This is a genomic window from Pseudomonas sp. P129, assembly GCF_020312195.1.
Taxonomy (GTDB): Bacteria; Pseudomonadota; Gammaproteobacteria; order Pseudomonadales; family Pseudomonadaceae; genus Aquipseudomonas; species Aquipseudomonas fragariae.
In genome coordinates, this window is the sequence record NZ_JAGPYS010000003.1 from 455,030 (window position 1) to 480,734 (window position 25,705).

21 protein-coding genes and 1 pseudogene are annotated in these 25,705 nt (G+C 55.4%); 17 read left to right on the top strand and 5 right to left on the bottom strand.

Annotation, left to right across the window (positions count from 1 at the left end):
• Nucleotides 1-158: 158 nt before the first annotated feature.
• Together KBY02_RS11845 and KBY02_RS11850 are read left to right on the top strand one after the other, a co-directional pair.
• Nucleotides 159-1,466 carry a DNA cytosine methyltransferase gene (locus tag KBY02_RS11845; RefSeq protein WP_044394095.1) on the top strand — a complete coding sequence of 436 codons (1,308 nt, stop codon included), beginning with the start codon at nt 159-161 and terminating at the stop codon, nt 1,464-1,466.
• Complete coding sequence (locus tag KBY02_RS11850) at nt 1,463-2,272, top strand: endonuclease (RefSeq protein ID WP_225650410.1); 810 nt, start codon at nt 1,463-1,465, stop codon at nt 2,270-2,272. Before KBY02_RS11845 ends, KBY02_RS11850 begins: the two co-directional genes overlap by 4 nt.
• Nucleotides 2,273-2,400: 128 nt before the next feature.
• Here KBY02_RS11850 and KBY02_RS11855 read toward each other — a convergent pair whose 3' ends face one another.
• Nucleotides 2,401-4,197, bottom strand: a complete 1,797-nt coding sequence (locus KBY02_RS11855; RefSeq protein WP_225650412.1) for an AAA family ATPase — start codon at nt 4,195-4,197, stop codon at nt 2,401-2,403.
• 291 nt (nt 4,198-4,488) lie between these two features.
• Between KBY02_RS11855 and KBY02_RS11860 the strand changes: the two genes are divergently transcribed.
• Entirely contained in the window at nt 4,489-4,671 is a 183-nt protein-coding gene (locus KBY02_RS11860; protein ID WP_044390798.1) for a hypothetical protein, read from the top strand.
• Between the two features lie 212 nt (nt 4,672-4,883).
• Here the strand turns inward: KBY02_RS11860 and norR are convergent, their stop codons facing one another.
• Complete coding sequence (norR, locus tag KBY02_RS11865) at nt 4,884-6,473, bottom strand: nitric oxide reductase transcriptional regulator NorR (protein ID WP_104683815.1); 1,590 nt, start codon at nt 6,471-6,473, stop codon at nt 4,884-4,886.
• A 129-nt stretch (nt 6,474-6,602) separates the two neighbouring features.
• Here norR and hmpA point away from each other — a divergent pair, with 129 nt between their 5' ends.
• From hmpA to tadA, 9 genes are all read left to right on the top strand, one after another.
• Nucleotides 6,603-7,790: an NO-inducible flavohemoprotein gene (gene hmpA, locus KBY02_RS11870; RefSeq protein WP_024660545.1), complete on the top strand. Its 1,188-nt coding sequence runs from the start codon at nt 6,603-6,605 to the stop codon at nt 7,788-7,790.
• Between the two features lie 247 nt (nt 7,791-8,037).
• Nucleotides 8,038-9,222 carry a YbfB/YjiJ family MFS transporter gene (locus KBY02_RS11875; protein ID WP_024659497.1) on the top strand — a complete coding sequence of 395 codons (1,185 nt, stop codon included), beginning with the start codon at nt 8,038-8,040 and terminating at the stop codon, nt 9,220-9,222.
• A 4-nt stretch (nt 9,223-9,226) separates the two neighbouring features.
• Nucleotides 9,227-10,312, top strand: a complete 1,086-nt coding sequence (locus KBY02_RS11880) for an NAD(P)H-dependent flavin oxidoreductase (RefSeq protein WP_058399010.1) — start codon at nt 9,227-9,229, stop codon at nt 10,310-10,312.
• 11 nt (nt 10,313-10,323) lie between these two features.
• Nucleotides 10,324-10,713, top strand: coding sequence for a tautomerase family protein (locus KBY02_RS11885; RefSeq protein WP_003409144.1), 390 nt, complete (start codon nt 10,324-10,326; stop codon nt 10,711-10,713).
• Nucleotides 10,714-11,064: 351 nt separating this feature from the next.
• Entirely contained in the window at nt 11,065-11,550 is a 486-nt protein-coding gene (locus tag KBY02_RS11890) for a hypothetical protein (protein WP_004406435.1), read from the top strand.
• A gap of 243 nt (nt 11,551-11,793) precedes the next feature.
• Nucleotides 11,794-12,423, top strand: coding sequence for a LysE family translocator (locus KBY02_RS11895; protein ID WP_024659500.1), 630 nt, complete (start codon nt 11,794-11,796; stop codon nt 12,421-12,423).
• Nucleotides 12,424-12,597: 174 nt separating this feature from the next.
• Nucleotides 12,598-14,574, top strand: a complete 1,977-nt coding sequence (locus tag KBY02_RS11900) for a tetratricopeptide repeat protein (RefSeq protein WP_024659501.1) — start codon at nt 12,598-12,600, stop codon at nt 14,572-14,574.
• A 176-nt stretch (nt 14,575-14,750) separates the two neighbouring features.
• Nucleotides 14,751-16,124 (top strand): multicopper oxidase family protein, encoded by a 1,374-nt coding sequence (locus tag KBY02_RS11905; RefSeq protein ID WP_058399018.1) that lies wholly within the window; start codon nt 14,751-14,753, stop codon nt 16,122-16,124.
• Nucleotides 16,124-16,633: a tRNA adenosine(34) deaminase TadA gene (gene tadA, locus KBY02_RS11910; RefSeq protein WP_011266922.1), complete on the top strand. Its 510-nt coding sequence runs from the start codon at nt 16,124-16,126 to the stop codon at nt 16,631-16,633. The genes KBY02_RS11905 and tadA overlap by 1 nt, the downstream gene beginning before the upstream one ends.
• Here tadA and mltF read toward each other — a convergent pair.
• Nucleotides 16,630-18,126: a membrane-bound lytic murein transglycosylase MltF gene (gene mltF, locus KBY02_RS11915; protein WP_011266923.1), complete on the bottom strand. Its 1,497-nt coding sequence runs from the start codon at nt 18,124-18,126 to the stop codon at nt 16,630-16,632. The two genes, tadA and mltF, sit on opposite strands and share 4 nt — an antisense overlap.
• Before the next feature lie 213 nt (nt 18,127-18,339).
• Between mltF and purL the strand changes: the two genes are divergently transcribed.
• Both purL and KBY02_RS11925 read left to right on the top strand, forming a co-directional pair.
• A complete protein-coding gene (gene purL, locus KBY02_RS11920; RefSeq protein WP_024659504.1) occupies nt 18,340-22,236 on the top strand; it encodes a phosphoribosylformylglycinamidine synthase in 3,897 nt (1,298 codons plus the stop codon).
• A gap of 5 nt (nt 22,237-22,241) precedes the next feature.
• Nucleotides 22,242-22,553, top strand: a complete 312-nt coding sequence (locus KBY02_RS11925) for a YqfO family protein (RefSeq protein WP_024642802.1) — start codon at nt 22,242-22,244, stop codon at nt 22,551-22,553.
• A 120-nt stretch (nt 22,554-22,673) separates the two neighbouring features.
• Here the strand turns inward: KBY02_RS11925 and KBY02_RS11930 are convergent.
• Both KBY02_RS11930 and KBY02_RS11935 read right to left on the bottom strand, forming a co-directional pair.
• A pseudogene (locus KBY02_RS11930) lies at nt 22,674-23,096 on the bottom strand (L,D-transpeptidase family protein); the annotation flags it as partial.
• A 202-nt stretch (nt 23,097-23,298) separates the two neighbouring features.
• Nucleotides 23,299-23,850, bottom strand: coding sequence for an NUDIX hydrolase (locus tag KBY02_RS11935; RefSeq protein ID WP_003421963.1), 552 nt, complete (start codon nt 23,848-23,850; stop codon nt 23,299-23,301).
• A gap of 150 nt (nt 23,851-24,000) precedes the next feature.
• Between KBY02_RS11935 and KBY02_RS11940 the strand changes: the two genes are divergently transcribed.
• From KBY02_RS11940 to KBY02_RS11950, 3 genes are all read left to right on the top strand, one after another.
• Nucleotides 24,001-24,597: a CoA pyrophosphatase gene (locus tag KBY02_RS11940; protein ID WP_004406418.1), complete on the top strand. Its 597-nt coding sequence runs from the start codon at nt 24,001-24,003 to the stop codon at nt 24,595-24,597.
• A 69-nt stretch (nt 24,598-24,666) separates the two neighbouring features.
• On the top strand, nt 24,667-25,191 hold the full coding sequence (locus KBY02_RS11945) for a gamma carbonic anhydrase family protein (RefSeq protein WP_024642800.1): 525 nt from the start codon (nt 24,667-24,669) through the stop codon (nt 25,189-25,191).
• Nucleotides 25,191-25,409 carry a DUF1289 domain-containing protein gene (locus KBY02_RS11950; RefSeq protein WP_003415455.1) on the top strand — a complete coding sequence of 73 codons (219 nt, stop codon included), beginning with the start codon at nt 25,191-25,193 and terminating at the stop codon, nt 25,407-25,409. Before KBY02_RS11945 ends, KBY02_RS11950 begins: the two co-directional genes overlap by 1 nt.
• Nucleotides 25,410-25,705: the final 296 nt, after the last annotated feature.

Genomic DNA, 25,705 nt, shown 5'->3' on the forward strand with positions numbered 1-25,705 from the left:
AATTACGCAGTTGGTGATTGGCTGATACTTGGACGTTGCGGCATGAGCTAGGAGTCCTCTTAAGCCCATTTCACGTTAAAAAACGATCGACAAAGCGATCGTAATCGCTTACTCTGTGCGCTTTTTCGGCCCATGCCGACACCAGAGGAAGCGCTCAAATGCAAAGGCCTATCGGAATTGACTTATTCGCAGGTGCTGGAGGGCTGAGCCTAGGCTTTGAATCTGCAGGTTTTGATATCGTTGCTGCGGTAGAAATTGACCCGATCCATTCCTCTGCCCACAAGTTCAATTTCCCTCACACGGCAACCATTTGTAAGAGTGTTGTGGATGTGACAGGTGAGGAACTGCGAAAGCGAGCAGGAATTGGCAGCAGGGAAATCGACGTTATATTCGGTGGCGCACCTTGCCAAGGATTTTCGTTGATCGGTAAACGAGCGATGGACGATCCACGTAATCAGCTAGTTCACCACTTTGTGCGTTTGGTTCAAGAGCTGAAGCCCAAATATTTCGTCTTTGAAAACGTAAAGGGATTAACGGTAGGTACGCATCGTCGATTCCTGCAGGAGATTGTTGAGGCTTTTCAATCGTGTGATTACGAGATACAACTGCCTTACAAAGTGTTAAATGCTGCCGATTACGGAGTTCCTCAATCCCGGCAGAGGTTGTTTCTGATTGGAGCGCGAAAGGGTATCCCCCTTCCTTCCTATCCTGGTCCGACCAATCGAGTTACTGTTAATGAGGCTATTAGTGATATTCCGGAAGCAGGGAATTTCCCCGAGTTGCTAGGCCGTGATTGGGTCAAAGCAAAGTTTGGCAAGCCGTCTCCATATGCTGCCGTGTTACGAGGGAAAGTTGTAGATCCAGAAGACTATTCGTATCCTCGTATTTTTGACTCTTCTTTATTAACGTCGAGCACTTGGACTGTGCATACTGACTTATCGAAGCAGCGTTTCGCCGCAACACCTAACGGACAAACTGAACCCGTTAGTCGCTTTTTAAAGCTTGATCCAAACGGAGTATGTAATACGCTGCGTGCGGGTACGGCGAGCGATAGAGGTGCATTTACTTCTCCAAGGCCGATTCATCCTTCACAACCCCGCGTTATTACTGTCCGCGAGGCTGCACGGCTGCATTCTTATCCCGACTGGTTCCGGTTTCATGTGACTAAGTGGCACGGGTTTCGCCAAATTGGGAATTCTGTTCCGCCTTATTTAGGGCGTGCTGTTGCTGCTCAGCTAATTAAAGCTCTAGGGGTCAAGCCAGAGAAGCCAGCCGAAGCTATCGCTTTAGGTGATGAGGCTTTGCTATCAATATCAATGGCAGATGCGTCACGGATGTTTGGTGTTCCGAGTGATGTGATTTTAAAACGCACACGTCCTTCTTCTTTAGATAGCGCTGAGTTAATTGAGGCAGTTCCAGTCGTTCCCGAGAAAAAAGAGCGTAGCAAAGAGGCTGCGAATGTATGAGTAAGCGAAGCGTAGTAGAGAAAACTATTTCGCAGAACCGATACCACGCATTAATTGAAAAGATTTTTTTTGATCACTACGAGGAAGGTGCAACATCAATTGATTTTAAGAGGAGCGATTTAAAAGGTGCTGCTACTGATTTAAACATCGTCCTGCCTGAAAATCTCGGGGATGTTATTTATGCAATACGTTTTCGTGTTCCTATGCCAGCATCCATCCTTAGGACGCAACCAGACGGTTACGAGTGGCTGATAGAATTGGCCGGACGAGCGCTCTATCAATTTCGGCTCCGTAAGGCTAATCGAATTGTTCCAAATCAGAACTTGGTCACGATTCGGATTCCTGATAGTACGCCGGAGATTATCACTGCCTACGCGCTTGATGATGAGCAAGCCTTGTTGGCAAAAGTTCGTTACAATCGTCTAATTGACATATTTTTAGGTCTTACGACGTATTCATTGCAGAATCACCTCAGAACTTCCGTAAAAAATGTTGGCCAAATTGAGATTGACGAGATGTATATCGGTCTTGATAAGTTTGGAAGTCACTACGTAATACCAGTGCAGGCGAAAGGTGGGAGTGATCAAATTTCGGTTGTGCAGACGTCTCAAGATATGCGCTGCTGTGCTGAGAAATACCCGGGACTACGATGTCGTCCGATTTCTGCTCAGTTTCTCTCAAGTGATTTAATTGCGTTATTTGAATTAACTATAGATGACGATGAAATAAAAGTTGTGGAAGAGCGTCATTATAAATTAGTGCCAGCGTCTGAGATCGACAGAGCCGAGGTCACAATCTATAGGTGATCATTGATTGTTGAGCGTTTTTTAGCGCGACTCTATGGGGTGTGATGCTTTTTAAGTGTGAGGCGGCCATAAAGAAGCCGCCTCTGGTTGTAGTAGTGAGAATCAAAGCTTTAGATGTGTTGGCATCGTTAAGGTTTTATAAAGGGGTAAAATGCTTTTTGCATTACCTCTTTCAACGCAGCAGGAACTCCGTCCCAATTATCAGCCCATTCTAGGGTTTTCTTATAGGCATTAAACGGTTTTTCAGAGCTAGGAGCCGGATATCCTAGTAGATCTTCTACGCACTCCTGGAGCATTATGACTCTGCTGGCATCACCCACGGCGTCAGCGATAGGTTGATTAAATACCTCGGCGCCTGCGGTGCCTTGATCTCTGTCATGTATTACAAAAAAGTTTACACCAAGAGCTGTTAAATACTTCGCTAGCCCGATGATTGAGGCTTTTCCTCGGGCTTTAACTATTTCACTGCCTGATAGCACTCTTGCGCGCAGTTCAGGAGGCATTCGTCTGATGGCTTCTTTTAGCAAAACCTCTTCGGTGTCACCTTCGACTACTATGACCTTTCGAGTGAAAAATATTCGTGATACGTGATCATCAAGTTTTATTAGCATTTTAACTTGATCTTTATCGTTTCCTTGAAGTTCACGGAATTTCTCGGAGACTGAAAAAGGATGTATCGTCGAATGGCCCTCTTCGTAATGAAACCGATTGAGTACCTGTTTCGGTTTTCGAGATAAATCTATCAAGTATGGTGAGTGCGTGGTTGCGACTATCTGTGATGTGCCATCAGAAAGCTCGTAAATCAAATCACGCATTTGATTAGCTGCACTCGGATGCAGAAATATCTCGGGCTCCTCAAAGCCTATAATTAAACCGCGACTGTCGTTCCCCCCTCTTTTTTTCAACCACTGTTGCCGGAAGCGCAATAGTCCGAATACTGCGGCTCGGACCATCCCTGTTCCTTGGTTGGCAATAGACGTTCGTATATTGCTGGACATCTCAATTGCGAATGTTGGATTTAAGGATTCTGGTCCAGACAGATCGGCGGATGCAAAAATTTTAGATTCAGGAAACACTCCGCATAGGATCGAATTAAGTTCGATCATCATCTTGCCGAACTCAGAGTTTGAATCGGAAGGATCTAGTTCTTTTGCAAGAAGATTTAGACTTTCCTGTGCTAGTTTAAAGTGCTGCGAAGTTTCTCTGACGTCTTTGAAGAGCTCATTTAATGTTTTATGTAAAACTCCAGTTTTGTCGAACTCATGAGCTGCGGCTTCTGCTGGTATTAATAGGAAGTTCGGAAGCTTAGATAATACAACTGCTGGAATGCCTCCAGGGTTTTTATCCCAGACCTCCTGTTCTGAGAAATCCCAGATGTCGTTGATGAGCTCTAGCTTGCTACGATCTCCGGCGCTGATTTTTTTGTCTATATCTTTAAATAGTTCAGAAATTAAGGCAGCATCTATGCCTTTTTCGACGAATTCCGAAGGTTTTGTAAGTGTTGCATATTTTTCATTGATGGTTCGGGCGAATGACTTTAGTTCTGTGATTACATCCTCGCCCAGTTCATATGTTTTCCTATAGAAGATGCTTTTTCCGGTTTCGCCAGAGTCTTTAGGATCATAGTTGAATACTCTACCCTTGAAACCTCTCCAATCTAAAGCTTGGTCGGGGACGTTGCGAAACTCTGCTTCAAGTATGATCGTTTTGCAGGAGATTTTATTCTCACCTGTTTCAGCGTCAACCTCCGAGCAGTATAAGGATGGCTCCATTCTAGTTCGTGCAGAAAGTAGCCATTCTATGGCTTTTAATACAGAACTTTTTCCTGCATTATTTGCTCCGATAAGAAACGTGGCTTCGCCAAAATCAACACTGGCAGAGTGGATACGTTTAAAGCCGGCAATGTCCAACTTATGTAATCGCATACGATCTATCCTTGATTGCGTTATGATAACTCTTCGCCATCATGCCTCTCCGTTGAAACGGATGGCAATTTAATCTGTAGCTGAACACTGAGATATAACAGCAGTTTCTGGATTTATTGTTATTTATCAATGATTTAGAAGTAGGGCCGTTATGGAGGCAAACGTGATCTGTTTGAGCGCTTTAGCGAATCTGTCTAACCGCAGATCGCCGATGGAAGCGCTTCGTAGACATTCGAGAGCTATGCACACGTGCAGGGCAGGTCGGCTGCCTTTGAAGGATGAGAACTTCCTATGAAAGACAGGTCGCATGACGAGGCTATGGCCGAGTATCTGCTCACCCATCCAATCTATGCAGCTGAGCTTTTAGCAAGTGTGCGTCGTGATGGTGATGTTGCCGAGCTCGCCATACTTTTGAGACAGTTAGGTAAGCCGTTCGAATATCCGCAAAAGCTAAATCAAGAACCCAAATCATAAACCTGAAAGCCGAGAATGGTATAGTTCATGGTATCGTTTAAAGATTGGCTGAATTTGTGCCTAAAAATATAGGGTTTTAGGGTTAATTGATAATAGAGTGGGAATGATTGGACGTCCGGCATTGCCCGGCGCCCACTAGCAAGAAATGCCCTGGAGCCCGCTTAATTGCGGGCTTTTTGGTTCTGGCCGATCTCTTTTTGAGAATGATGTGATTACTTTTCACGCAAGATGCTCACCCCCAGCCTACCTGCGAGCCGAGTCAGGTTCGCGCGATCCAGATTAAGACCTCTAGCTGCAGCAGAAACATTGCCTTCTGAAAGCCTGAGAGCCTCTTCCAATATCGCTTTCTTGTATCCGTCGACAGATGATTTGAAATCGTGAGACGGGAGCTGCTGTGCAAGGATAGAGCCTGATTTTTCCGCAACCCGCTCGGAGGGCGATTCCAGTAGGTCAAGGTCCTGCAATTCCAGCGACAAAACACTCTGCCTTTTCAAAGACGCCGCTCTTTTTTTTGCCTTCAGCGCGGCCCTCGCCATCAGGTGTTCCAGTTCCCGGATATTCCCTGGCCACGAGTAGCCGACTAATGCTTGGCGGGCAGAGTCGGAAAATCGCAATGAAGGTACGCCGACCCTCCAGCGGTTTTCTTCCGCGAATGCTCCGGCGAGCAACATGATGTCGTCCCGACGTTCTTTCAAAGAGGGGACGCGTAATGGGTAGACGCTTAGTCGGTGATACAAGTCTGCTCGAAAGCGACCCGCACGCACTTCCTCAATCAGGTCTCGGTTGGTGGCGGCAATCAAACGAATATCGACGACATGGAGCTTGTCTGAACCGACCCGCTGAAGCTGGCCACCCTGAAGTACGCGAAGCAGGGTGGCTTGCGCGGCCAACGGCAGCTCGCCGAGCTCATCCAGAAATAGTGTGCCAGTGCTGGCCACTTCAAATTTACCCAGCCGATTTTCGATGGCTCCCGAAAAGGCGCCTTTGACGTGTCCGAAAAGCTCGCTTTCAATCAGGTGCTCAGGAAGGGCGGCGCAATTGACCGTTATGAATGGTTTGTCCGCTCGCGTCGAGAGATCGTGCAGCCGCTGGGCAACCAGTTCCTTACCTACTCCGGTTTCGCCGGTAATCAAAACCGTGAGGTCGCTTGAAGCGACCAGATCGATTTCAGAGAGGAGTTGCCTGAAACTTTCGCTGTTCCCAATCATTTCAGGCTTGGGCCTGCGTGCAGAGAGCCGGTACGCTTCTGCTCGTTTCCGTTCTCCGGCAACGGTGCGCAATAGATCATCAAATCGGGATGCCGCTACGACGGTCGCCGCAGCGAACATGGCAAAGGTCTCGACGGTTTGAAGATCCTGCTCAGAGAACTGCCCCACGGTCAGGGCGTCCAGTGTCAGAACCCCCCAGGTTTTGTCATTGATCCGCAACGAGCAGCCCATGCAGTCGTGTACGGGCAAGGCGCTTGAACCGATCAGTCCGTCATAGGGGTCTGGAAGATCACAGTTCGGTGGAAACAGAACGGCTCCCTGCGCTTCAATGATCGCCTCCAGTCGCGGATTGCTTGCCACGCGGTAGCGTCGGGCCATTGCGTCACTGGCCAAGCCATGCGCGGCAACCGGTATGAGTTCGCCCTGCTCCAGGCGCAGTAATGCCACAGCATCCGAGGGGACCAGCTCTCGCAATGCGTTCAGAACACGGTAGTAACGATGCTCTGCAGGCAGCTCTACTGCTAAATCACCCAAGAGCGGAAGAAGGGCATGCAACGCATTCAGTTGATGAGTCGAAATGACATCTTTTTTCACGGATCAGGTCTTAATAACACAGTCATAAAGACTCTATACGCCTTCGGCTTGCTGTTTTACAAGGCTTTTATGCCTGGCACGGCGGTTGCTCTAACCAAGGGTATAGATTCCTACCCTCTGGAGCCCACCATGCTGACCTCAACCCAGCGCGACATCATCAAAGCAACTGTGCCTCTGCTTGAAACTGGAGGGGAAGCGCTGATCACTTATTTTTATCAACTCATGCTCGACACGCACCCTGAAGTGCGTCCGTTGTTCAATGAGGCGCATCAAGCTAACGGGTCGCAGCCCCGCGCGCTTGCCAACGGCGTGCTGATGTATGCCAGGAATATCGACAGGCTCGAAAACCTGGGCGGGCTGGCGAGCCAGATAATCAACAAGCATGTGGCGCTGCAGATCCTTCCCGAGCATTACCCTATTGTCGGCTCCTGCCTTTTGCAGGCTATCCGCGAGGTGCTGGGCGCAGAAATCGCGACAGATGAAGTCATCGCAGCGTGGGCCGCAGCCTATCAACAGCTCGCAGATATCCTCATCGCCGGTGAGCAGAGTGTCTACGACGCCATTGCTGCAGCACCGGGCGGCTGGCGGGGTGGCCGTCAATTCACAGTCCTTAGAAAGGTGGCCGAAAGCGCTGAAATTACGTCATTTTATCTTGCGCCCACTGATCATCAGCCCGTTATCCGGCATAAAGCCGGACAGTACATCGGCCTACGGCTCATGATCGATGGTAAGGAAGTGCGGCGTAACTACTCTTTGAGTGAGCAGGCTGACGGTGTTCGATATCGAATCAGCGTCAAGCGCGAGCTGGGGGGACTCGCGTCTACCTATCTGCACGATCATGTGGAGGCGGGAAGCTCGCTCGATGTGTTTCCTCCTTCCGGGGATTTCACGCTTAACGACCATATCAAGCCACTGATACTTATCAGCGGCGGCGTCGGGATCACGCCAACGTTGGCAATGGCCGAGCAAGCGCTGGAGTCCGGGGAGCGACCAGTAACCTTCATTCACTATGCACGTAATGGTCAGGTGCATGCGTTCTCAGACCTCCTGCGAAGCTGGCAACAACGCTACCCGCTGTTCAAGGCTCGTGTCGTCTATGCGGAGCGGGCCGATCATGAGGTCTACACGCCAGACGCCATTGGCTTTCCCTTAATCACTCACCTTGAACAATGGCTGCCGGCTGACCGCGATGTCGACGTTTATTTCCTGGGACCCAAACCATTCATGGCATTCATGAAACGGGCCTTAAAGGATCTGGGAGTACCAGAGAAACAGGCCCGGTATGAGTTTTTCGGTCCCGCGCAAGCCTTGGCGTGAGGTTGCAAGGCAACTCTAGGCTCTGTACGAAAAGTGGCTGCGCTCGGTGATGCTTCGTTAAAAACAGGCTCGGATGCGAGTCCAATCGGAATGCTCATTTACAACACGTAGACTCCGCTTCCTCGCCTGTTTTTGCCTCGCCTGACCTTCGCTCGCCGACTTTTCGTACAGAGCCTAGGGCAGTGGCTAAAGAGTTCGTATTTGCTTTGGCAGATTCGGCTCAAAGACAATAAATGAGACCAGAGTGATGCATAACCAGGCGTTACCGGCACGAAATAATCAAAACCAGAACTTGCTATGGTCTGCGGTCGCTGCGGCCATGGTAATGGCCATTGGCATGGGCTTTGGACGTTTTGCTTATACCGGCGTCTATCCTGTGATGGTTCACGAGGGCATAGTGAACCTGCATGATGGCACTTTGGCTGCGTCAGCCAATTATGCCGGATACTTGTTAGGCGCTTTACTGGCTGCGCGCTTATCAAGCGGTCATTCACGCAGGTGGATAGTGGTCTCTATCCTCGCCAGCGTGGCGTGCCTGATTGCGCTGGCCTATACCGCGCTGCCTTGGCTAATTATCAGCATTCGAGGCGTGGCAGGGCTCTTCAGTGCGCTGTCCATGATCGCCGCATCGCAGTGGTTGTTGCAGCACAAGGGGCATCATGAGGGAGCCCCCATACTCTTTTCAGGAGTGGGCATAGGAATCTTCTTGTCAGCAGAAATTCTGGCCATTGCTCAAGGCGTCGGACTTAACAGTTTTAGTCTGTGGCTTACGCTGGGCGCGAGCAGCGCCGTACTAAGCGGCATTGCCATAAAGAAACTGGATAAGCGCTCCACCCATTTAATAGCCCCATCAGCCAGTGATGCTCCTGGGCGTCATATGGCGTTAGGCGCATGGCCTTTAATTGCGGTCTACGGGTTGGCGGGTTTTGGCTACATTATTACGGCGACGTACCTTCCGATGCTGGTGAAAAGCGCCTTTGGAGATATGAACCCCGTTCACATCTGGGCTATTTTCGGTCTTGGAGCCGCGCCCTCCTGCTACCTCTGGCACACACTTCACCTGAGATTTGGCACTCACGTTGCGCTCCGTGCAAACCTTCTGCTTCAAGCGTTCGGCGTCATTCTGCCAGTTATATCACCTACCGAGGTGGGATACGTGGGCAGCGCGTTAATTGTTGGCGGAACATTCATGGGCACCGTAACCATAGCCATGCCCGCCGCAAAACGCGTTTCACACACTATTAAGCACAACCTTATCGCTGTCATGACTGCTGCCTATGGCACAGGCCAAATCATTGGGCCGTTATTAGCGAGCTACCTGTTCGCATACAGCGGCTCGTTTAACACCTCGCTGATCGCCGCAGGCGTTGGCCTGCTGCTCTCGACACTGCTGACCGTTCGACTTCCTTCACCACTCCAGACAGACAGGTAGTGACATGAACACCACGAATTTCTGGTCCAGCATAGGGGTTCGGCTACCCATTATTCAGGCGCCGATGGTTGGCGTTTCAACTCCAGTACTTGCTGCCGAGGTTAGTAACGCAGGAGCCCTGGGATCGATCGGCCTTGGCGCCAGCACCCCGGATCAGGCACGAGCCCTTATAAAACAGACGCGCGAACTGACTGACCAACCGTTCAACGTGAACATGTTCTGCCATAGACCTGCCCGTTTTAGCCATACGCAGAACGATGCCTGGCTGGCCTATACCGCAAAATGGTTCTCCGAATTCAATGCAGCGCCTCCTCAAGAAATACGCGAAATTTATAAAAGTTTTCTGAGTGACCGGGTGATGCTTGAAGTGCTATTAGCCGAGCGGCCCGCCGTAGTCAGCTTCCACTTCGGCACACCCGACGCGGCCTGGGTAGCTGAGCTAAGAGAGGCGGGCATTGTTACGCTGGGTTGTGCCACCACGCTCAAGGAAGCACAAATGCTTCAGAAGACAGGCGTGGACGCCATTGTCGCGCAAGGCTATGAGGCAGGAGGGCACCGTGGTGTATTCGACGATACGCCCAACCAGGACCACGAGCTTGGGTTGTTCCCCTTGACCCGGATGTTGACTACACACGTAGGCTTACCGGTGATCGCAGCCGGTGGGATCATGGACGGCGTAGGCATTAACGCGGCATTGGCATTGGGGGCCATAGGTGTACAAATGGGAACCGCCTTTATCCTGTGTCCCGAGTCCTCAGCTACGCCCGAGCATCGCGCAGTGCTTGTCTCCGCAAGAGCCCATGAAACTCGCGTAACCAGCTATGTATCCGGCCGTCCTGCCCGTGGCTTGGCGAATCGTTTGTACCTGGAAAACACCGAACAACAGATCCCTGTCCCAGCCGAATATCCCTTGGCTTATGATGTGGCCAAAGCACTGCACGCCGCCGCTGTTCTAAAAGGCTGTCATGATTTTGCCGCTCAATGGGCCGGGCAAGGGGCGCCACTCGCACGCGCACTCCCTGCAGCAGAATTGATCAAAACCCTGGTGGAAGAGATGCGTTCAGCGTCTACATCCACAACCTTCCTGTAGAGAGACAATCAATGCCATTGCTGAAAATTGATGTAATAGAGGGCCGTTCGGATCAGGAAATCGAGACGTTGCTGGATGCGATCCACGACGCGATGGTGAACGCATTCCAGGTTCCTGAACGTGACCGCTACCAGGTGTTGAATGAACACAAAAGAAATCGACTGATCATTCAGGATACGGGTCTTGGATTTACGCGGTCCGACAAAGTCGTTGTCATCACCGCCATTAGCAGGCCGCGTCCAGCAGAGATGAAAAAGCGGTTTTATGCCCTGATAGCAGAAGGATTGGAGCGCAACTGTGGCATCGCAGCAGAGGACGTCATGGTTTCGATAGTGATCAACAGTGACGAAGACTGGAGTTTCGGTCTGGGGCGCGCTCAATTTCTAACAGGTGAGCTATAACGGCACTTCCGCCAATCACCACCTCGAACTTCACGCTAGATGCTGGGCAGAAATCAATCAGGGTTGGAGCTTATGTGATCTATCAAACGGCCCGAGAACGCAAAGGAATCAGCGCTACGTTACCCGCTGGTGATACGTCCCAATGAGCACTTTCACGCAAGAGGCTGCCTTCGTGACGGGCGTCTCAGCTCCTTACCGACCGCAAAACACCTCATTTGATACTGATCTGAAGTTCGAGGAAAATCGTTACGGACAACCCGCTCAAAGGCACCCCAGCCCCAGCCCCAACGCCGGGGTAGCCTAGCAAAAAATATTCGATATCCGCATCCCTAAAAACCAAGGACCCCATTCATGAAATCCCGATTTTCTCTCAGTTCATCTTTCCTGATCATGTTGTCGCTGACAGGATGCGCAGCGAATATGGATGCTCCAAAGCACGATCAGCCTGGAGAAAGCGCGCTTTACGGCAGTTGGCATGTTGCAGGTGTAGCGGTATCAGACTCGGGCGTGCAGGCACTGGGGGATGATGATCCGAGCTTTATGGGGCGACGTCTCAGTTTCAGTCACGACCAGCTTGCATGGAAAGCGTCCACAGACTCCACGGAAGATGTGTGCAAGGGGCCTGTTTTTCATAAGCTTCCGGCGATGAGTGGAGCTGAACTGGAGCCGCAACTCCATAAGCTTGGCATCGAAAAAGCTGTGCGCTATAGCGTTGAATGCAAATCTGGGAGCTGGGGTCCTTTTGACAAAGAAACTCCGGCATTTTTCCTGGCACAGGACGGGTCGTTAGCTCTTTCCTGGTATGACGGCGGACTGCTGAAGCTCGTGCGAGACTGATCACGCACAGACCCTTCGCATAGCGCTGTGAAGGGTCTCCTGAAAAAGTAACCTGCGTTGCAATCAGTACAACTGAGGCGGAACATCGGCTATTGGTACTAAGGGCTGCGCTCGGCAGTTACCTCTCTCTTACCACACAAGTCCCCCTGAGCATCAACTGTTGCTATCAGATCAGCCCCGACTGTAACTATCTCCCCATCAATAATCCGCTTATCGTCGTGCTTGTACTACGGAGTGACAGTCATGCCGGATGCAGCCAATCTCTACCTGTTCATTGTCGCCGCCACGTTACTTTTAATCGTTCCGGGTCCGAACATGGCTTTTGTGACCAGTCATGCGTTGGCCCACGGTTGGCGTGCTGGCTTCGCTGCCGCTCTCGGTATCTCCTTCGCCGACGTGCTGATGACCGCTCTGGTCAGTGCAGGTATTGGCGCTGTGGTCATGAGTTGGGCACCTGCATTTGAAGTACTACGCTTGGCAGGGGCGTGTTATCTGATATGGATCGCCTGGCAAGCTTTAAAAGCGCCAGCCGCGACTGCCAGCGGGCAGCCCCAATTGGCTTCCTTCCGGAAAATATTCGCCAGAGGCACACTGAATAGCCTGTTGAATCCCAAGGCGCTTTTGTTCTTTATGGTATTCCTGCCTCAGTTTGTCAGCGTAACTGGTGGCAATGTCAGCCTCCAGTTGATGTTTCTCGGAGCGCTGCTTGCGCTGATCGCGCTACTTTTCCACACCGCACTCGGAATATTTGCCGGGCAGCTAAGAGGGAAACTGGGCGGCGGCAAGATTGCCAGATGTTTAGGGATTTATGGCTTTGCCGGGATAATGGCAGCGTTGGCGGCACGCTTGTTGTTTCTTGACCGCCCGCTTTGAGGCGGTGAATGAAAACTCGCAGCCGAGTCATGCGTACTCGGCGAGTAAGCGGCAGGCCATGTCACGTCCCAAACGCCACATCACCACCAGTTGCGCATGTACACGCTGGCCCTCCGCACACGTTATGACCTGAAGCCACTTGCCCACTAACCCCAAACCGCGGCGACTCCATTTATGTTCAAACGCATTCTGTCCGCCCTCAGCGGCAAGAAATCTCAAGCTTCAACAGATAACTCGCCTGCTGATACAACGCCGCCAGAAGCTCACGACGGCGAGTTAATCACTGCCTACGACAGTTACGGACGCGAGATAAAGATCACTCGGAGCGAGTGGCGCGAGAAGGTGTTCCTGCCCAATCTGAAACAGCAGTGGGGTGATGCTGACGAGCTCTACAACCTAATCGTTTCGGGGCTGAACGATGGATTTGCGACTGACCTGATGTCTGCCGCCGAACGACTGGTCGAGATCGACGCTAATCCCGAGCGCAGCCATGTGGTGAATGGCATCGTGCTGATGCATAACGCGCGGCTCGATGCAGCAGAGGCCTCGCTACGCGAAGGGCTGGCTAAAGTCGGCGTGTCGGGAATCATCCTGACCAATCTGGCCAAGGTGTTTGCCGAGCGTGGTGAGCAATCAGGTGCAGAGGCGACGCTTTGGCAGGCGGTTGAAGCCGATCCGAATCAGGAAAACGGCCTGTTGTGGTGGCTGAGCATTCAGCAGGAGCGGGGTGGTGAGGCCGCCTATCTCGATGCTCTACGCACTGTAGCGGCGTTGCCGGGCAGTTGGCGTGCGCAGTTGTGGATGGCGCGGCATTACCTGCAGCAGCAGAACGTCGCGCAGGCGCGTGTGTTGTATGAGGAGGTACTGGCAGGAGGTCATTTCGACCGCAGTGCCTTGCAGATGATATCGGGCGACTTGGGCAACAATGGCCACATCCCGCTGATCATTGAGCTTGTCGGGCCTGCTTATGATGAGCACAAACATGATTCGACGGCAGGTCTCAACTTGCTGCGTGCCTATCAGGAGCTTGGCAGGGTGGATGAAGGCGAAGCGTTGCTTACTCGCTTGTATGCACTCGGCTTTGCGCCAATCAAAAGTCACCTTGACCAGTTTGCGCATGCTTTCGAGGACGTGCGCAGGCAGGAGGACAAAGGCATTCCGATTGACCCTGCCAGCGTGACGATCAATACCTTGGCGCTGAACAAGCCGGTCTGGCACTACGGTTTGCGCAATGCTGACTGGCTCTTCGCGCAAAAACCGGAAGGTGCGCCAGAAATCGGTTTCTTCGCCCTGTCCAAAATCATGGAGAAAGCAGAGCCTGCCGAATCGCAGCGCGAAGATGATGTCGGGCGCTATACGCGTGCCATTCCTCTTTACCTGGCGGAGTCGCTTCACTATTGGCATGACTATGTAGCCAATTGCTATGTTCAGGTCGCGGAGGGTGCGGGGCCGGTTGTATCGGGGGTTGAGGTCGACGGCAACACACTGTTCGATATCGTCCCGCCAACGACGAAGTATTTCGTGACGGGCGAAGTGGGTTGTTCGGGTGAGGGCGATCAGGCCCAGTGGCGGATTTCACTGAGCCTATGGAATTGTGCGACTCGCACCCGGCAAACCGTTGAAAGCGGTAGTGCAGGCAAGGCAGAACTTGGTGCGCTGGTACTTGATCTTCAACAGCGCTTGCTGGTCGGTATCGGACTCAAGCGCGAGCAGCCACTGGATGTTTTTTACCAGCAGCCCACCGCCGAAGTACTGCCGGTGTATCTGACCCAGTTGGGCCAATCATTCATGCTGACGTTGCTTGCGAACGACCATTTGCCCAAGTCATCAATGTGGGGTGAGCGGGCCATGCTCGAGTGGCCTCTGAATATGGCGCTCCAGTGGCCTGAGATGGAGACCGCAAAACTGATGTACATCTCCGGGCTGGGAAAGGCGTTCGGTTACAAGTCGGAGACAGTGGTCGAGCACAAGCAACGAAGCCTGCAAGTGCTGAGCGAACTGGAGCGGGCAAACAGCCCGGCATGGCGCCTTGCACCGTTGGTATGGAAAGTGTTCGGCATGCAGGCAGAGCTGGAGGATTACCGCGCCAATCTACCGCCTGATGTAGAGCCGGCCTATATCGAATGGCTGGAGCGGGTGAGCCAGGCATAGCGGTTGATCGATGCAAAAAGCCGGAGCGGGCGTCACTGCCTTGCCCGGCTTTTTTACGCCTCGACTTCAGTTCGTGGTATCCACCCTTATCTTTCCCCAAATGCAGGTGTATCGTATTCGCCCCTCGCATTTGCTCGCAGATGCGCTCAGTCGTCGTTTTCGAGGTTGCGCCGTTCATGTCCTTTACCCGTCGTCAAATCCTTACAGGCATCGCCGGTCTGGCCGTAGTCGGCCTTGGCGCGGGTGGTGCTTCGCGTTACTGGATGGGGCGTCGCGAGTCTGAAGCGGGATCGGACTTCGTGCTGATCGCCGCTCCGCTGGATGTGGAACTGGTGGCGGGCCACAAGACGCCAGCCTGGGCCTTTGGCGGTTCTGCGCCGGGTACGGAGCTGCGCGTGCGGCAGGGTGAGTGGCTGCGGCTGCGCTTCATCAATCAGTTGCCGGTCGAGACGACCATTCATTGGCATGGCATTAGGTTGCCGCTGGAGATGGATGGCGTGCCGTACGTGTCGCAGTTGCCGGTCAAGCCGGGTGAATACTTCGATTACAAATTCCGTGTGCCGGACGCGGGTAGCTACTGGTATCACCCGCACGTCAGCAGCAGCGAAGAGCTGGGCCGCGGGCTGGTCGGGCCGCTGATTGTCGAAGAACGCGAGCCGACCGGTTTTGCCTATGAGCGCACGGTCAGCCTGAAAAGCTGGCACGTGGACGAGCAGGGCGCCTTTACCGAGTTCAGTGTGTTGCGTGAAGCGGCACGGGAGGGCACGGCGGGGCGGCTTTCAACGCTGAACGGTATTCCGCAGGCGGTGATTGAGTTGCCTGCCGGGCAGATCACTCGCGTGCGCTTGCTCAATCTCGACAATACCGTGACCTATCGACTCAATCTGCCGGACGCCGAGGCGCAGATCTATGCGCTGGATGGCAACCCGGTCAAACCGCGTCCCTTCGGCGACGAATACTGGCTGGGGCCGGGCATGCGCATCTGTCTGGCGATCAAGGCCCCGCCGGCAGGCGAGGAAATCTCGCTGCGTAACGGTCCGGTGCGCCTGGGGACGTTCCGCTCGGTCGCCAATAACGACGCGCCCGGCAAGTGGCCGCCCGAGCTGCCGGCCAATCCGGTGGCCGAGCCTGATATGGCTAACGCCGAAAAGATCAATTTCAACTTCGAGTGGGTGGGCTCGATGTCGGTCAACACCGACAATGGCAAACCGCCCAGCCTGTGGCAGATCAACGGCGAAGCGTGGGACATTACCGACAAGACCTGCGCCGATCGGCCTATCGCCAGGTTGAAGCTGGGCAAGAGCTATATCTTCGAGTTGAAGAACATGACTCAGTATCAGCACCCGATTCACTTGCACGGCATGAGTTTCAAGGTAATCGCCTCCAATCGGCGCAAGATCATCCCGTACTTCACCGACACCTTTTTGCTGGGCCGTAACGAACGGGCGCGAGTGGCGCTGGTGGCGGATAACCCCGGTGTATGGATGTTCCATTGCCACGTTATCGATCACATGGAAACCGGCCTGATGGCCGCCATCGAGGTGGCATGATGCGGCAACCGCAGATCATCGACCGCAGCAAGGATCAGGATTTCATGCGCGAGGCGCTGGCACTGGCCGCGCAAGGCGCACTGCTGGGCGAGGTGCCTGTCGGGGCAGTGGTGGTGCAGAACGGCGAGATCATCGGTCGTGGTTACAACTGCCCGATCAGCGGCAGCGACCCGAGCGCGCATGCCGAAATGGTCGCGATTCGTGACGCCGCCAAGGCGCTGGACAATTATCGCCTGCCGGGCAGCACGCTCTACGTGACGCTGGAGCCGTGCAGCATGTGCGCGGGGCTGATCGTGCACTCACGGGTGGCGCGTGTGGTCTACGGGGCGCTCGAACCCAAGGCGGGCATCGTGCAGAGCCAGGGGCAGTTTTTCAGTCAGGCATTTCTCAATCACCGCGTACTGTTCGAAGGCGGGGTGCTGGGCGAGGAGTGCGGGACGATGCTGAGCGAGTTTTTCAGAATGCGCCGGGCAGCCAAGGACGCTGACAAAGGCCAGGGCAACGTTTAGAGCGGAGATTCGTCCGTGCTGCTGGACGAGGGGACGGGAGAGGCTGGCGGGACGGGCGGTTGGGTCTTGTCGACGCCAGGAACATGCAGGTTGCCATCGGCGACCTGACTGCCTTCAAGCTGGGGCTGCGTCACCCAGGTCAGAATGTCGTAATAACGGCGAATGTTGGCCACGAAATGCACCGGCTCACCGCCTCGGGCGTAGCCGTAACGCGTTTTGCTGTACCACTTCTTCTGTGCCAGACGCGGCAGCATTTTTTTTACGTCGAGCCATTTATCAGGATTCAGCCCCTCGTTCTGGGCCAATTTGCGCGCATCTTCAAGGTGACCGCTGCCAATGTTGTAGGAAGCGAGAGCGAGCCATGTGCGATCCGGCTCTTTAATCGAATCGTCCAGCTGATCCTTTATGTAGGCAAAGTACTTTGCCCCGCCCTGAATGCTCTGGCGCGCATCCAGCCTGTTGGACACGCCCATGGCTTGCGCGGTGTTCTGGGTGAGCATCATCAGGCCGCGCACGCCGGTTTTCGAGGTCACGGTCGGTTGCCACATCGATTCCTGATAGCCGATGGCGGCCAGCAGTCTCCAGTCGACCTGTTCTTTCTTGGCCGATGTCTGGAAGTGCTTCTCGTATTTGGGCAGGCGTTCCTGAAGGTGCTGGGCAAAGGTATAGGCACCGACATAGCCGAGTACGTCGACGTGGCCGTAGTAACGGTCCTTCAGACGTTGCAGGGTGCCGTTCTTTTCGACCTTGTCGAGGTAGGCGTTGATTTCGTTGAGCAGGCTGTTGTCTTCACCCGGCGCGACGGCCCAGCGCTGTGCACGGGCTTCGCCAAGGTCAAAGGCTACGCGTACATTGGGGAAGTAGACCTGGTTCATTGCCAGCTCATTGGAGTCGACCAGGGTAAGGTCGATCTGGCCTTCGTCGACCATGCGCAGGAGATCAACGACCTCGACCGCGTCCGATTCTTCATATTGAATGCCGGGATTCTGCGCCTTGAGCGCCGCCAGTTGCTCGGCATGCGCGCTGCCTTTGAGCACCACGATGCGTTTGCCCACCAGATCGCCGGGATCGGTCGGTCGCGACTGGCCGTTGCGATAGACCACCTGAGGGGTGACTTCCAGATAAGAGTGCGAGAAACGCGCCTGTTGCTTGCGCAGTGGCGTTTCAATCAGGCCGGCGGCACCGAGTACCGGACCGCCCGGTTTGTTCATCTGGTCGAAAAGATCGTCAAGATTGTCAGCTGTTTCTATCTTCAGTTCGACGCCCAGATCATCGGCAAAGCGCTTGACCAGCTCGTATTCGAAGCCGGTTTCACCGTTGCGATCCTGGAAATAAGTCGCCGGGCTGTTGCGGGTGATCACCCGCAGTACGCCGTCCTCCTTGACTCGCTCCAGTGTGGTGGGTTTTTCCACACAGGCGCCGAGCATCAGGAAGAGTCCGGTTGCGATGAGCCATTTGGCGCAACGTGGGCGGAAATCTGGTTTGAAGAACATCGGTGCAGTATACGCAAAGCGCACCGGGCGCCATATCTCGACAGTGAAGCTTGCGTCTGATAGGCGACTGGCTTTTACCGGCATTTCCGGAGTTTTTTTGCCTGGGGCGACATTCGGGCGCAGCGGATGCCGCCGTTTTGGGTGATCAAATGCCCGGTTTAGGCTAGAATACGCGGCCTCAAAGCACACCCCCTTCTCGAGGCTGTCCCGAAGATGTTGATCCTGCGCGGTGCTCCTGCCCTTTCTGCTTTCCGCCACAGCAAATTACTAGAACAACTGAAACAAAAAGTTTCAGCTGTCAGTGGCTTGTACGCCGAATTCGCCCACTTCGCTGACGTCAACGACGTTCTGACCAGCGAAGAACAGCAGGTTCTCGACCGTCTCTTGAAATACGGCCCCAGCGTGCCGGTTCAAGAGCCGAGCGGCCGTCTGTTTCTGGTGTTGCCGCGTTTTGGCACCATTTCACCCTGGTCGAGCAAGGCCAGCGACATCGCTCGCAATTGCGGCCTGAGCAAAATCCAGCGCCTCGAGCGCGGGATTGCCTTCTATGTAGAAGGCCAGTTCAGCGAGACCGAGGCTCAGGCAATCGCCGACAGCCTGCACGACCGCATGACGCAACTGGTCCTGGGCGACCTCGAGCAGGCTGCCAACCTGTTCAGCCACGCTCAGCCCAAGCCGCTGACCGCCGTGGACATTCTGGGTGGCGGCCGCGCGGCCCTGGAAAAAGCCAACGTCGAGCTGGGCCTGGCCCTCGCCGAAGATGAAATCGATTACCTGATCACTAGCTTCAACGGTCTGGGGCGCAACCCGCACGACATCGAGCTGATGATGTTTGCCCAGGCGAACTCCGAGCACTGCCGCCACAAGATTTTCAACGCCAGTTGGGACATCGACGGCCAGAGCCAGGAAAAAAGCCTGTTCGGCATGATCAAGAATACCTACCAGATGCACAGCGAAGGCGTGCTGTCCGCTTACAAGGATAACGCTTCGGTGATCGTCGGCAACGTCGCCGGTCGCTTCTTCCCGGACCCTGAAACCCGTCAGTACGGCGCGGTTCAGGAGCCGGTGCACATTCTGATGAAGGTCGAGACCCACAACCACCCGACCGCCATTGCACCGTTTCCTGGTGCAGCGACCGGCTCCGGCGGCGAGATTCGCGACGAAGGTGCAACCGGTCGCGGTGCCAAGCCCAAGGCCGGGCTGACCGGTTTCACCGTCTCCAACCTGCAGATTCCCGGTTTCGTGCAGCCCTGGGAAGTGCCGTACGGCAAGCCCGAGCGCATCGTGACGGCGCTGGACATCATGATTGAAGGCCCGCTGGGTGGCGCGGCGTTCAACAACGAGTTCGGTCGCCCGGCGCTGACCGGCTATTTCCGTACCTTCGAGCAGTCCATCACCACGCCGCACGGTGACGAGGTTCGTGGCTACCACAAGCCGATCATGCTCGCGGGCGGTATGGGCAATATCCGCGAAGATCACGTCCAGAAGGGCGAGATCACCGTGGGTTCCAAGCTGATCGTACTGGGTGGCCCGGCGATGCTGATCGGCCTGGGTGGCGGCGCGGCTTCCTCGATGGCGACCGGCACCAGCTCCGCAGACCTGGATTTCGCGTCGGTTCAGCGTGAAAACCCCGAGATGGAGCGTCGTTGCCAGGAAGTCATCGACCGCTGCTGGCAGTTGGGCGACCGTAACCCGATCAGCTTCATCCATGACGTCGGTGCCGGGGGGCTGTCCAACGCCTTCCCCGAACTGGTCAACGATGGCGATCGCGGTGGCCGTTTCGAACTGCGTAACGTACCCAATGACGAGCCGGGCATGGCCCCGCTGGAAATCTGGAGCAACGAATCCCAGGAACGTTACGTGCTGGCCGTGGGCGTTGAAGACTTCAAGCGTTTCAAGGCTATCTGCGAGCGTGAGCGCTGCCCGTTTGCGGTTGTCGGCGAAGCCACTGCAGAGCCGCAACTGACCGTCACCGACAGCCATTTCGGTAACAGTCCGGTGGACATGCCGCTGGAAGTCCTGCTGGGCAAGGCGCCGCGCATGCACCGTTCGGTCGCACGCGAAGAAGAGATCGGCGATGATTTCGACCCGAGCACACTGGACATCGAAGAAAGCGTGCAGCGCGTATTGCGCCACCCGGCCGTCGCCAGCAAAAGCTTCCTGATCACCATCGGTGACCGCAGCATTACCGGTCTGGTCGCTCGCGATCAGATGGTCGGTCCATGGCAGGTGCCTGTGGCTGACTGCGCCGTCACCGCCACCAGCTTCGACGTCAACACCGGCGAAGCCATGGCGATGGGCGAGCGTACTCCGCTGGCGCTGCTGGATGCTCCGGCGTCGGGCCGTATGGCAATCGGCGAAACGCTGACCAACATCGCGGCCTCGCGTATTGAAAAGCTTTCTGACATCAAGCTGTCGGCCAACTGGATGTCGGCGGCTGGTCACCCTGGAGAAGACGCGCGTCTTTATGACACCGTGAAAGCGGTCGGCATGGAGCTGTGTCCGGAACTGGGGATCACCATTCCAGTGGGCAAGGACTCGATGTCCATGAAGACCCGCTGGAGCGACGAGGGCACCGAAAAGAGCGTGACCTCGCCGCTGTCTTTGATCGTGACGGGCTTTGCGCCAGTGGTCGACATCCGTCAGACCCTGACGCCCGAGCTGCGCATGGACAAGGGCATCACCGACCTGATCCTGATCGATCTGGGACGTGGCCAGAACCGCATGGGCGCCTCGATTCTTGCGCAGACTCACGGCAAGCTCGGCCGCGTCGCTCCGGACGTCGACGACGCGGAAGACCTCAAGGCCTTCTTCGCCGTGATTCAGGGCCTCAATTCCGACGGTCATATCCTCTCCTATCACGACCGTTCCGACGGTGGTCTGCTGGTCAGCACGCTGGAAATGGCTTTCGCCGGTCACTGCGGTCTGAACCTGCACCTCGACGGTGTGGCGGACAACGTCTCCGAACTGAGCGCGATCCTCTTCAACGAAGAGCTGGGCGCGGTCATCCAGGTCCGTCAGGACGCTACTCCACTGGTGCTGGCGCAATTCAGCGCGGCCGGTCTGGAAGACTGCGTGGCAGTGATCGGTCAGCCGATCAACAACGATGAAGTGTCGATCAGCTTCCATGGCGAGCCGGTATTCAGTGGCCAGCGCCGTCTGCTGCAACGCCAGTGGGCCGAGACCAGCTATCAGATCCAGCGCCTGCGTGACAACGCCGAATGCGCGGATCAGGAATTCGATGCGCTGCTGGAAGAAGACAACCCGGGCCTGACCGTCAAGCTGGGCTTCGACGTCAACGACGATATCGCCGCGCCGTACATCAAGACGGGCGTGCGTCCTCAGGTTGCCGTTCTGCGCGAGCAGGGTGTCAACGGTCAGGTCGAGATGGCGGCAGCCTTTGATCGTGCCGGTTTCAACGCAATCGATGTGCACATGAGCGATATCCTGGCCGGTCGTGTCGACCTGAACGACTTCAAGGGTATGGTCGCCTGCGGTGGCTTCTCCTACGGTGACGTATTGGGTGCCGGTGAAGGCTGGGCCAAGTCGGCATTGTTCAACAGTCGCGCGCGTGATGCGTTCCAGGGCTTCTTCGAGCGTTCCGACAGCTTCACGCTCGGCGTCTGCAACGGTTGCCAGATGCTGTCCAACCTGCACGAGCTGATTCCGGGCAGCGAGTTCTGGCCGCATTTCGTGCGTAACCGTTCCGAGCAGTTCGAAGCGCGCGTGGCCATGGTCCAGGTTCAGGAGTCGGCGTCGATCTTCCTGCAGGGTATGGCCGGTTCGCGCATGCCAATCGCCATCGCGCATGGCGAAGGGCACGCGGAGTTCCGCAATGACGATGCGCTGCTTGAAGCGGACGTTTCCGGCACCGTTGCACTGCGCTTTGTCGACAACCACGGCAAGGTCACTGAAGCCTACCCGGCCAACCCGAACGGCTCGCCACGCGGTATTGGCGGCATGACCACCCTCGACGGTCGTGTGACCATCATGATGCCGCACCCGGAGCGTGTATTCCGTGCTGTGCAGAACTCATGGCGTCCCGAGGACTGGAACGAGGACGGTGCGTGGATGCGCATGTTCCGCAACGCGCGGGCCTGGGTTAACTAAGGCGCGTGTACAAGCTCGCCTTCTTTGTTCCACCGAGCCATGTGGACGAGGTCAAGAACGCCGTATTCGCTGCTGGTGCAGGGCGAATCGGCGCTTACGATCACTGCGCGTGGCAAGTGCTCGGCCAGGGCCAGTTCCGCCCGCTGGATGGCAGTCAGCCATTTATCGGGCAGAGCGGTGTGGTCGAGTCGGTGCAAGAGTGGAAGGTCGAGCTGGTCGTCGCGGACGAGCTGATTCAGCAAGTGGTGATGGCGCTCAAGCAGAGCCATCCCTACGAAACGCCTGCTTACGAAGTATGGCGGCTGGCAGAGTTCTGAGGAGCCTCCAGGGCTGGACGCGCAGCGTCCGGAAATGCGTCACCACGCTGGAGCGTGGGGACGATAATCATCTTGAGTCTCGTGGGAGCGAGCTTGCTCGCGAATGCGCAACGCCGCACATTAAGGTCGAATTTCGATCATCGTCCCGTCTTTCACCAGATCCCATATTTCCCGCATGTCGTTGTTCTTCAGCGCAATGCAGCCGTTGGTCCAGTCCAGCGTGTGGAAATACCATTCCGGATACTCTTCATCCACCGGTGTGCCATGCAGCATGATCATGCTGCCCGGTTTCACGCCCTCGGAACGTGCGCGTGCCGAGTCCGAAACATTCGGGTAGGAAATGTGCATCGACAGGTTGTAGTTATTGCTGGGTTTACGCCAGTCGATCCAGTAGAAACCCTCCGGCGTGCGTTGGTCGCCTTCCTGCAGCTTGGTGCCCTTGGGGTTCTTGCCCAGCGAGATTCGGTAGGTCTTCAAAGCCTCGCCACCGCTGATCAGCTGCAATTGGCGCGCTGACTTGAGCACCAGCACCTTGTCGATCGGCTTGCTGGCGATACTCTCGGTATTGATGACCTTGTTATTGATGATTTTCTGTTCGCTGCCCTTGGGCACGATGGTTTGAGTAAACGCGGCCTGCGAAAGCGGCATGAACGACATGCAAAAGAGTGCGAGCAACCAGCGCATTACGATTTCCCTGAAGATACTTCTTTGACAAAAGCGCCGATGTTGTGTGCGACCCTGGCGTTCAGGTGTCCAGCAACGGACGTGACGGGGGAAGGGCGCTGGTATGAACCGGGTAGGCCTGCCGACGCCGATCCGCAAAGAAGTATTCTAGGGTACGCCCGACCGTCATGAAAGCCAGGTCCGACCACGGAATGTCTGCTTCGTCGAATAACTGCACTTCCAGGCTCTCGATGCCTGCGGCGAATGCCTCATTCGCCATCTCCCCACGATAGAACACATGCACCTGATTGATATGCGGTACGTCGATCAAGGTGTACAGATGCAGTTCGCTCAGAGTGGCGCACGCTTCCTCCATGGTTTCGCGCCGTGCAGCCTGTTCGATGGTTTCGCCGTTCTCCATGAAGCCGGCCGGCAACGTCCAGAAACCCAGGCGCGGCTCTATCGCCCTGCGGCACAGCAGCACTTTGCCGCCCAGCGTCACCAGACAGCCCGCCACGATGTTCGGGTTCTGGTAATGAACGGTGTGGCAATGCTCGCAGACATAGCGCAAACGGCTGTCGCCTTCGGGAATGCGCTGGATAACAGGGTTGCCGCACTGGCTGCAAAATTTCATGGGATCAGTCGATAGTGAACGCAGTCGCTATCTTGGCCTGTCGTGCGGCGGCTCGGCAACCCTCTGTGTGACAGGAGTTGTCCTGCAAGGGCTTGGGCGCAGCGTTGCTTTGGTGCATGATGCCAGACAGGCAACAGATCGAGATTTCCCATGCTGGATGAGCTACTTCGCCGTGTAGTCAGTCACACGCCAGAAACCCTCGACTCGGATCGAAAGTTCCCCGAGGCGGCTGTTCTGGTGCCGATTACCCGCAGCGAGCAACCCGAGCTGATTCTGACCCTGCGCGCCAGTGGCCTGTCGACGCATGGCGGTGAAGTGGCGTTTCCGGGTGGCCGTCGCGACCCGGGCGACCCTGATCTGATTTTCACTGCGCTGCGCGAAGCCGAGGAGGAGATCGGCCTGCCTCCCGGGCTGGTTGAGGTGATCGGGCCGTTAAGTCCGCTGATCTCCAAGCACGGTATCAAGGTCACGCCTTATGTAGGGGTGATACCTGACTTCGTCGAATACCAGCCCAACGACGCCGAGATCGCTGCAGTCTTCAGCGTACCGCTGGAATTCTTTCGTCAGGACACGCGCGAGCACACGCACCGTATCGATTACGAAGGCCGCAGCTGGTACGTGCCCAGTTACCGTTATGGCGAGTACAAGATCTGGGGGCTTACCGCGATCATGATCGTCGAGCTGGTCAATGTGCTGTACGACACCAGGATCAGCCTGCATCATCCGCCCGAACGTTCGACAATCTGAGCCACCGGTATCTGAAGCGTCACTGTTTATAGTTCGTCCCCATGAGTACGACCCGCCCGAGGAGGCTGCATGAAATTTCGCCTGGGAGAATCCCGTGTTCAGACCGATCCGCAGAGCTGGGTGGCTCCCAATGCAACGCTGATCGGCAATGTCAGGCTAGAGGCGGGTGCGAGTGTGTGGTTCAACGCGGTATTGCGTGGCGACAACGAGCTGATTCACATCGGTGAAAACAGCAATGTGCAGGACGGTACGGTGATGCACACCGACATGGGGTCGCCGCTGAGTATCGGCAAGGGCGTGACCATCGGCCACAACGCCATGCTGCATGGCTGCAGCGTTGACGATTACAGCCTGATCGGCATCAATGCGGTCATCCTCAACGGGGCGAAGATCGGGAAGTACTGCATCATCGGCGCCAATTCGCTGATCGGAGAAAACAAGGTCATTCCTGATGGCTCGCTGGTCATGGGATCGCCGGGTAAAGTGGTGCGCGAGCTCACCGATGTGCAGAAGAAGATGCTGGAAGCCAGCGCAGCCCATTACGTACACAATGCCCAGCGTTACGCCCGTGACCTGGTAGTGCAGGAAGATTGATGAGCACTGATACCCCGATCGAAAAACCGGTCCGTTCCCCGTGTGTGAGTATTTGTGCACTGGATGAGCAGGATATCTGCACCGGTTGCCAGCGAACTGTCACCGAAATCACCCGCTGGAGCCGCATGAGCAACGACGAGCGCCGCGTGGTGCTCGGCCTGTGCGACGAGCGCGCCAGAGCCAGCGGCCTGATGTGGACAGTGGGCGAGGCACGCTGATGTTCCGATGGCCTTGTAGCCGCGAACAAGTTCGCGAAGGGGGCGGTGCAGTCGATGCATTTCCTGCGTCAGGAATAGCGCTTTCGCGAACAAGTTCGCTCCTACAGGGGGCATCCGCGAGCTTTTGTAGGAGCGAACTTGTTCGCGAAGAGGGCGGTGCAGTCGATGCATTTTCTGCGTCAGGAATAGCGCTTTCGCGAAAAAGTTCGCTCCTACAGGTTATCCGCGAGCTTTTGTAGGAGCGAACTTGTTCGCGAAGAGGGTGGTGCAGTCGATGCATTTCCTGCGTCAGGAAT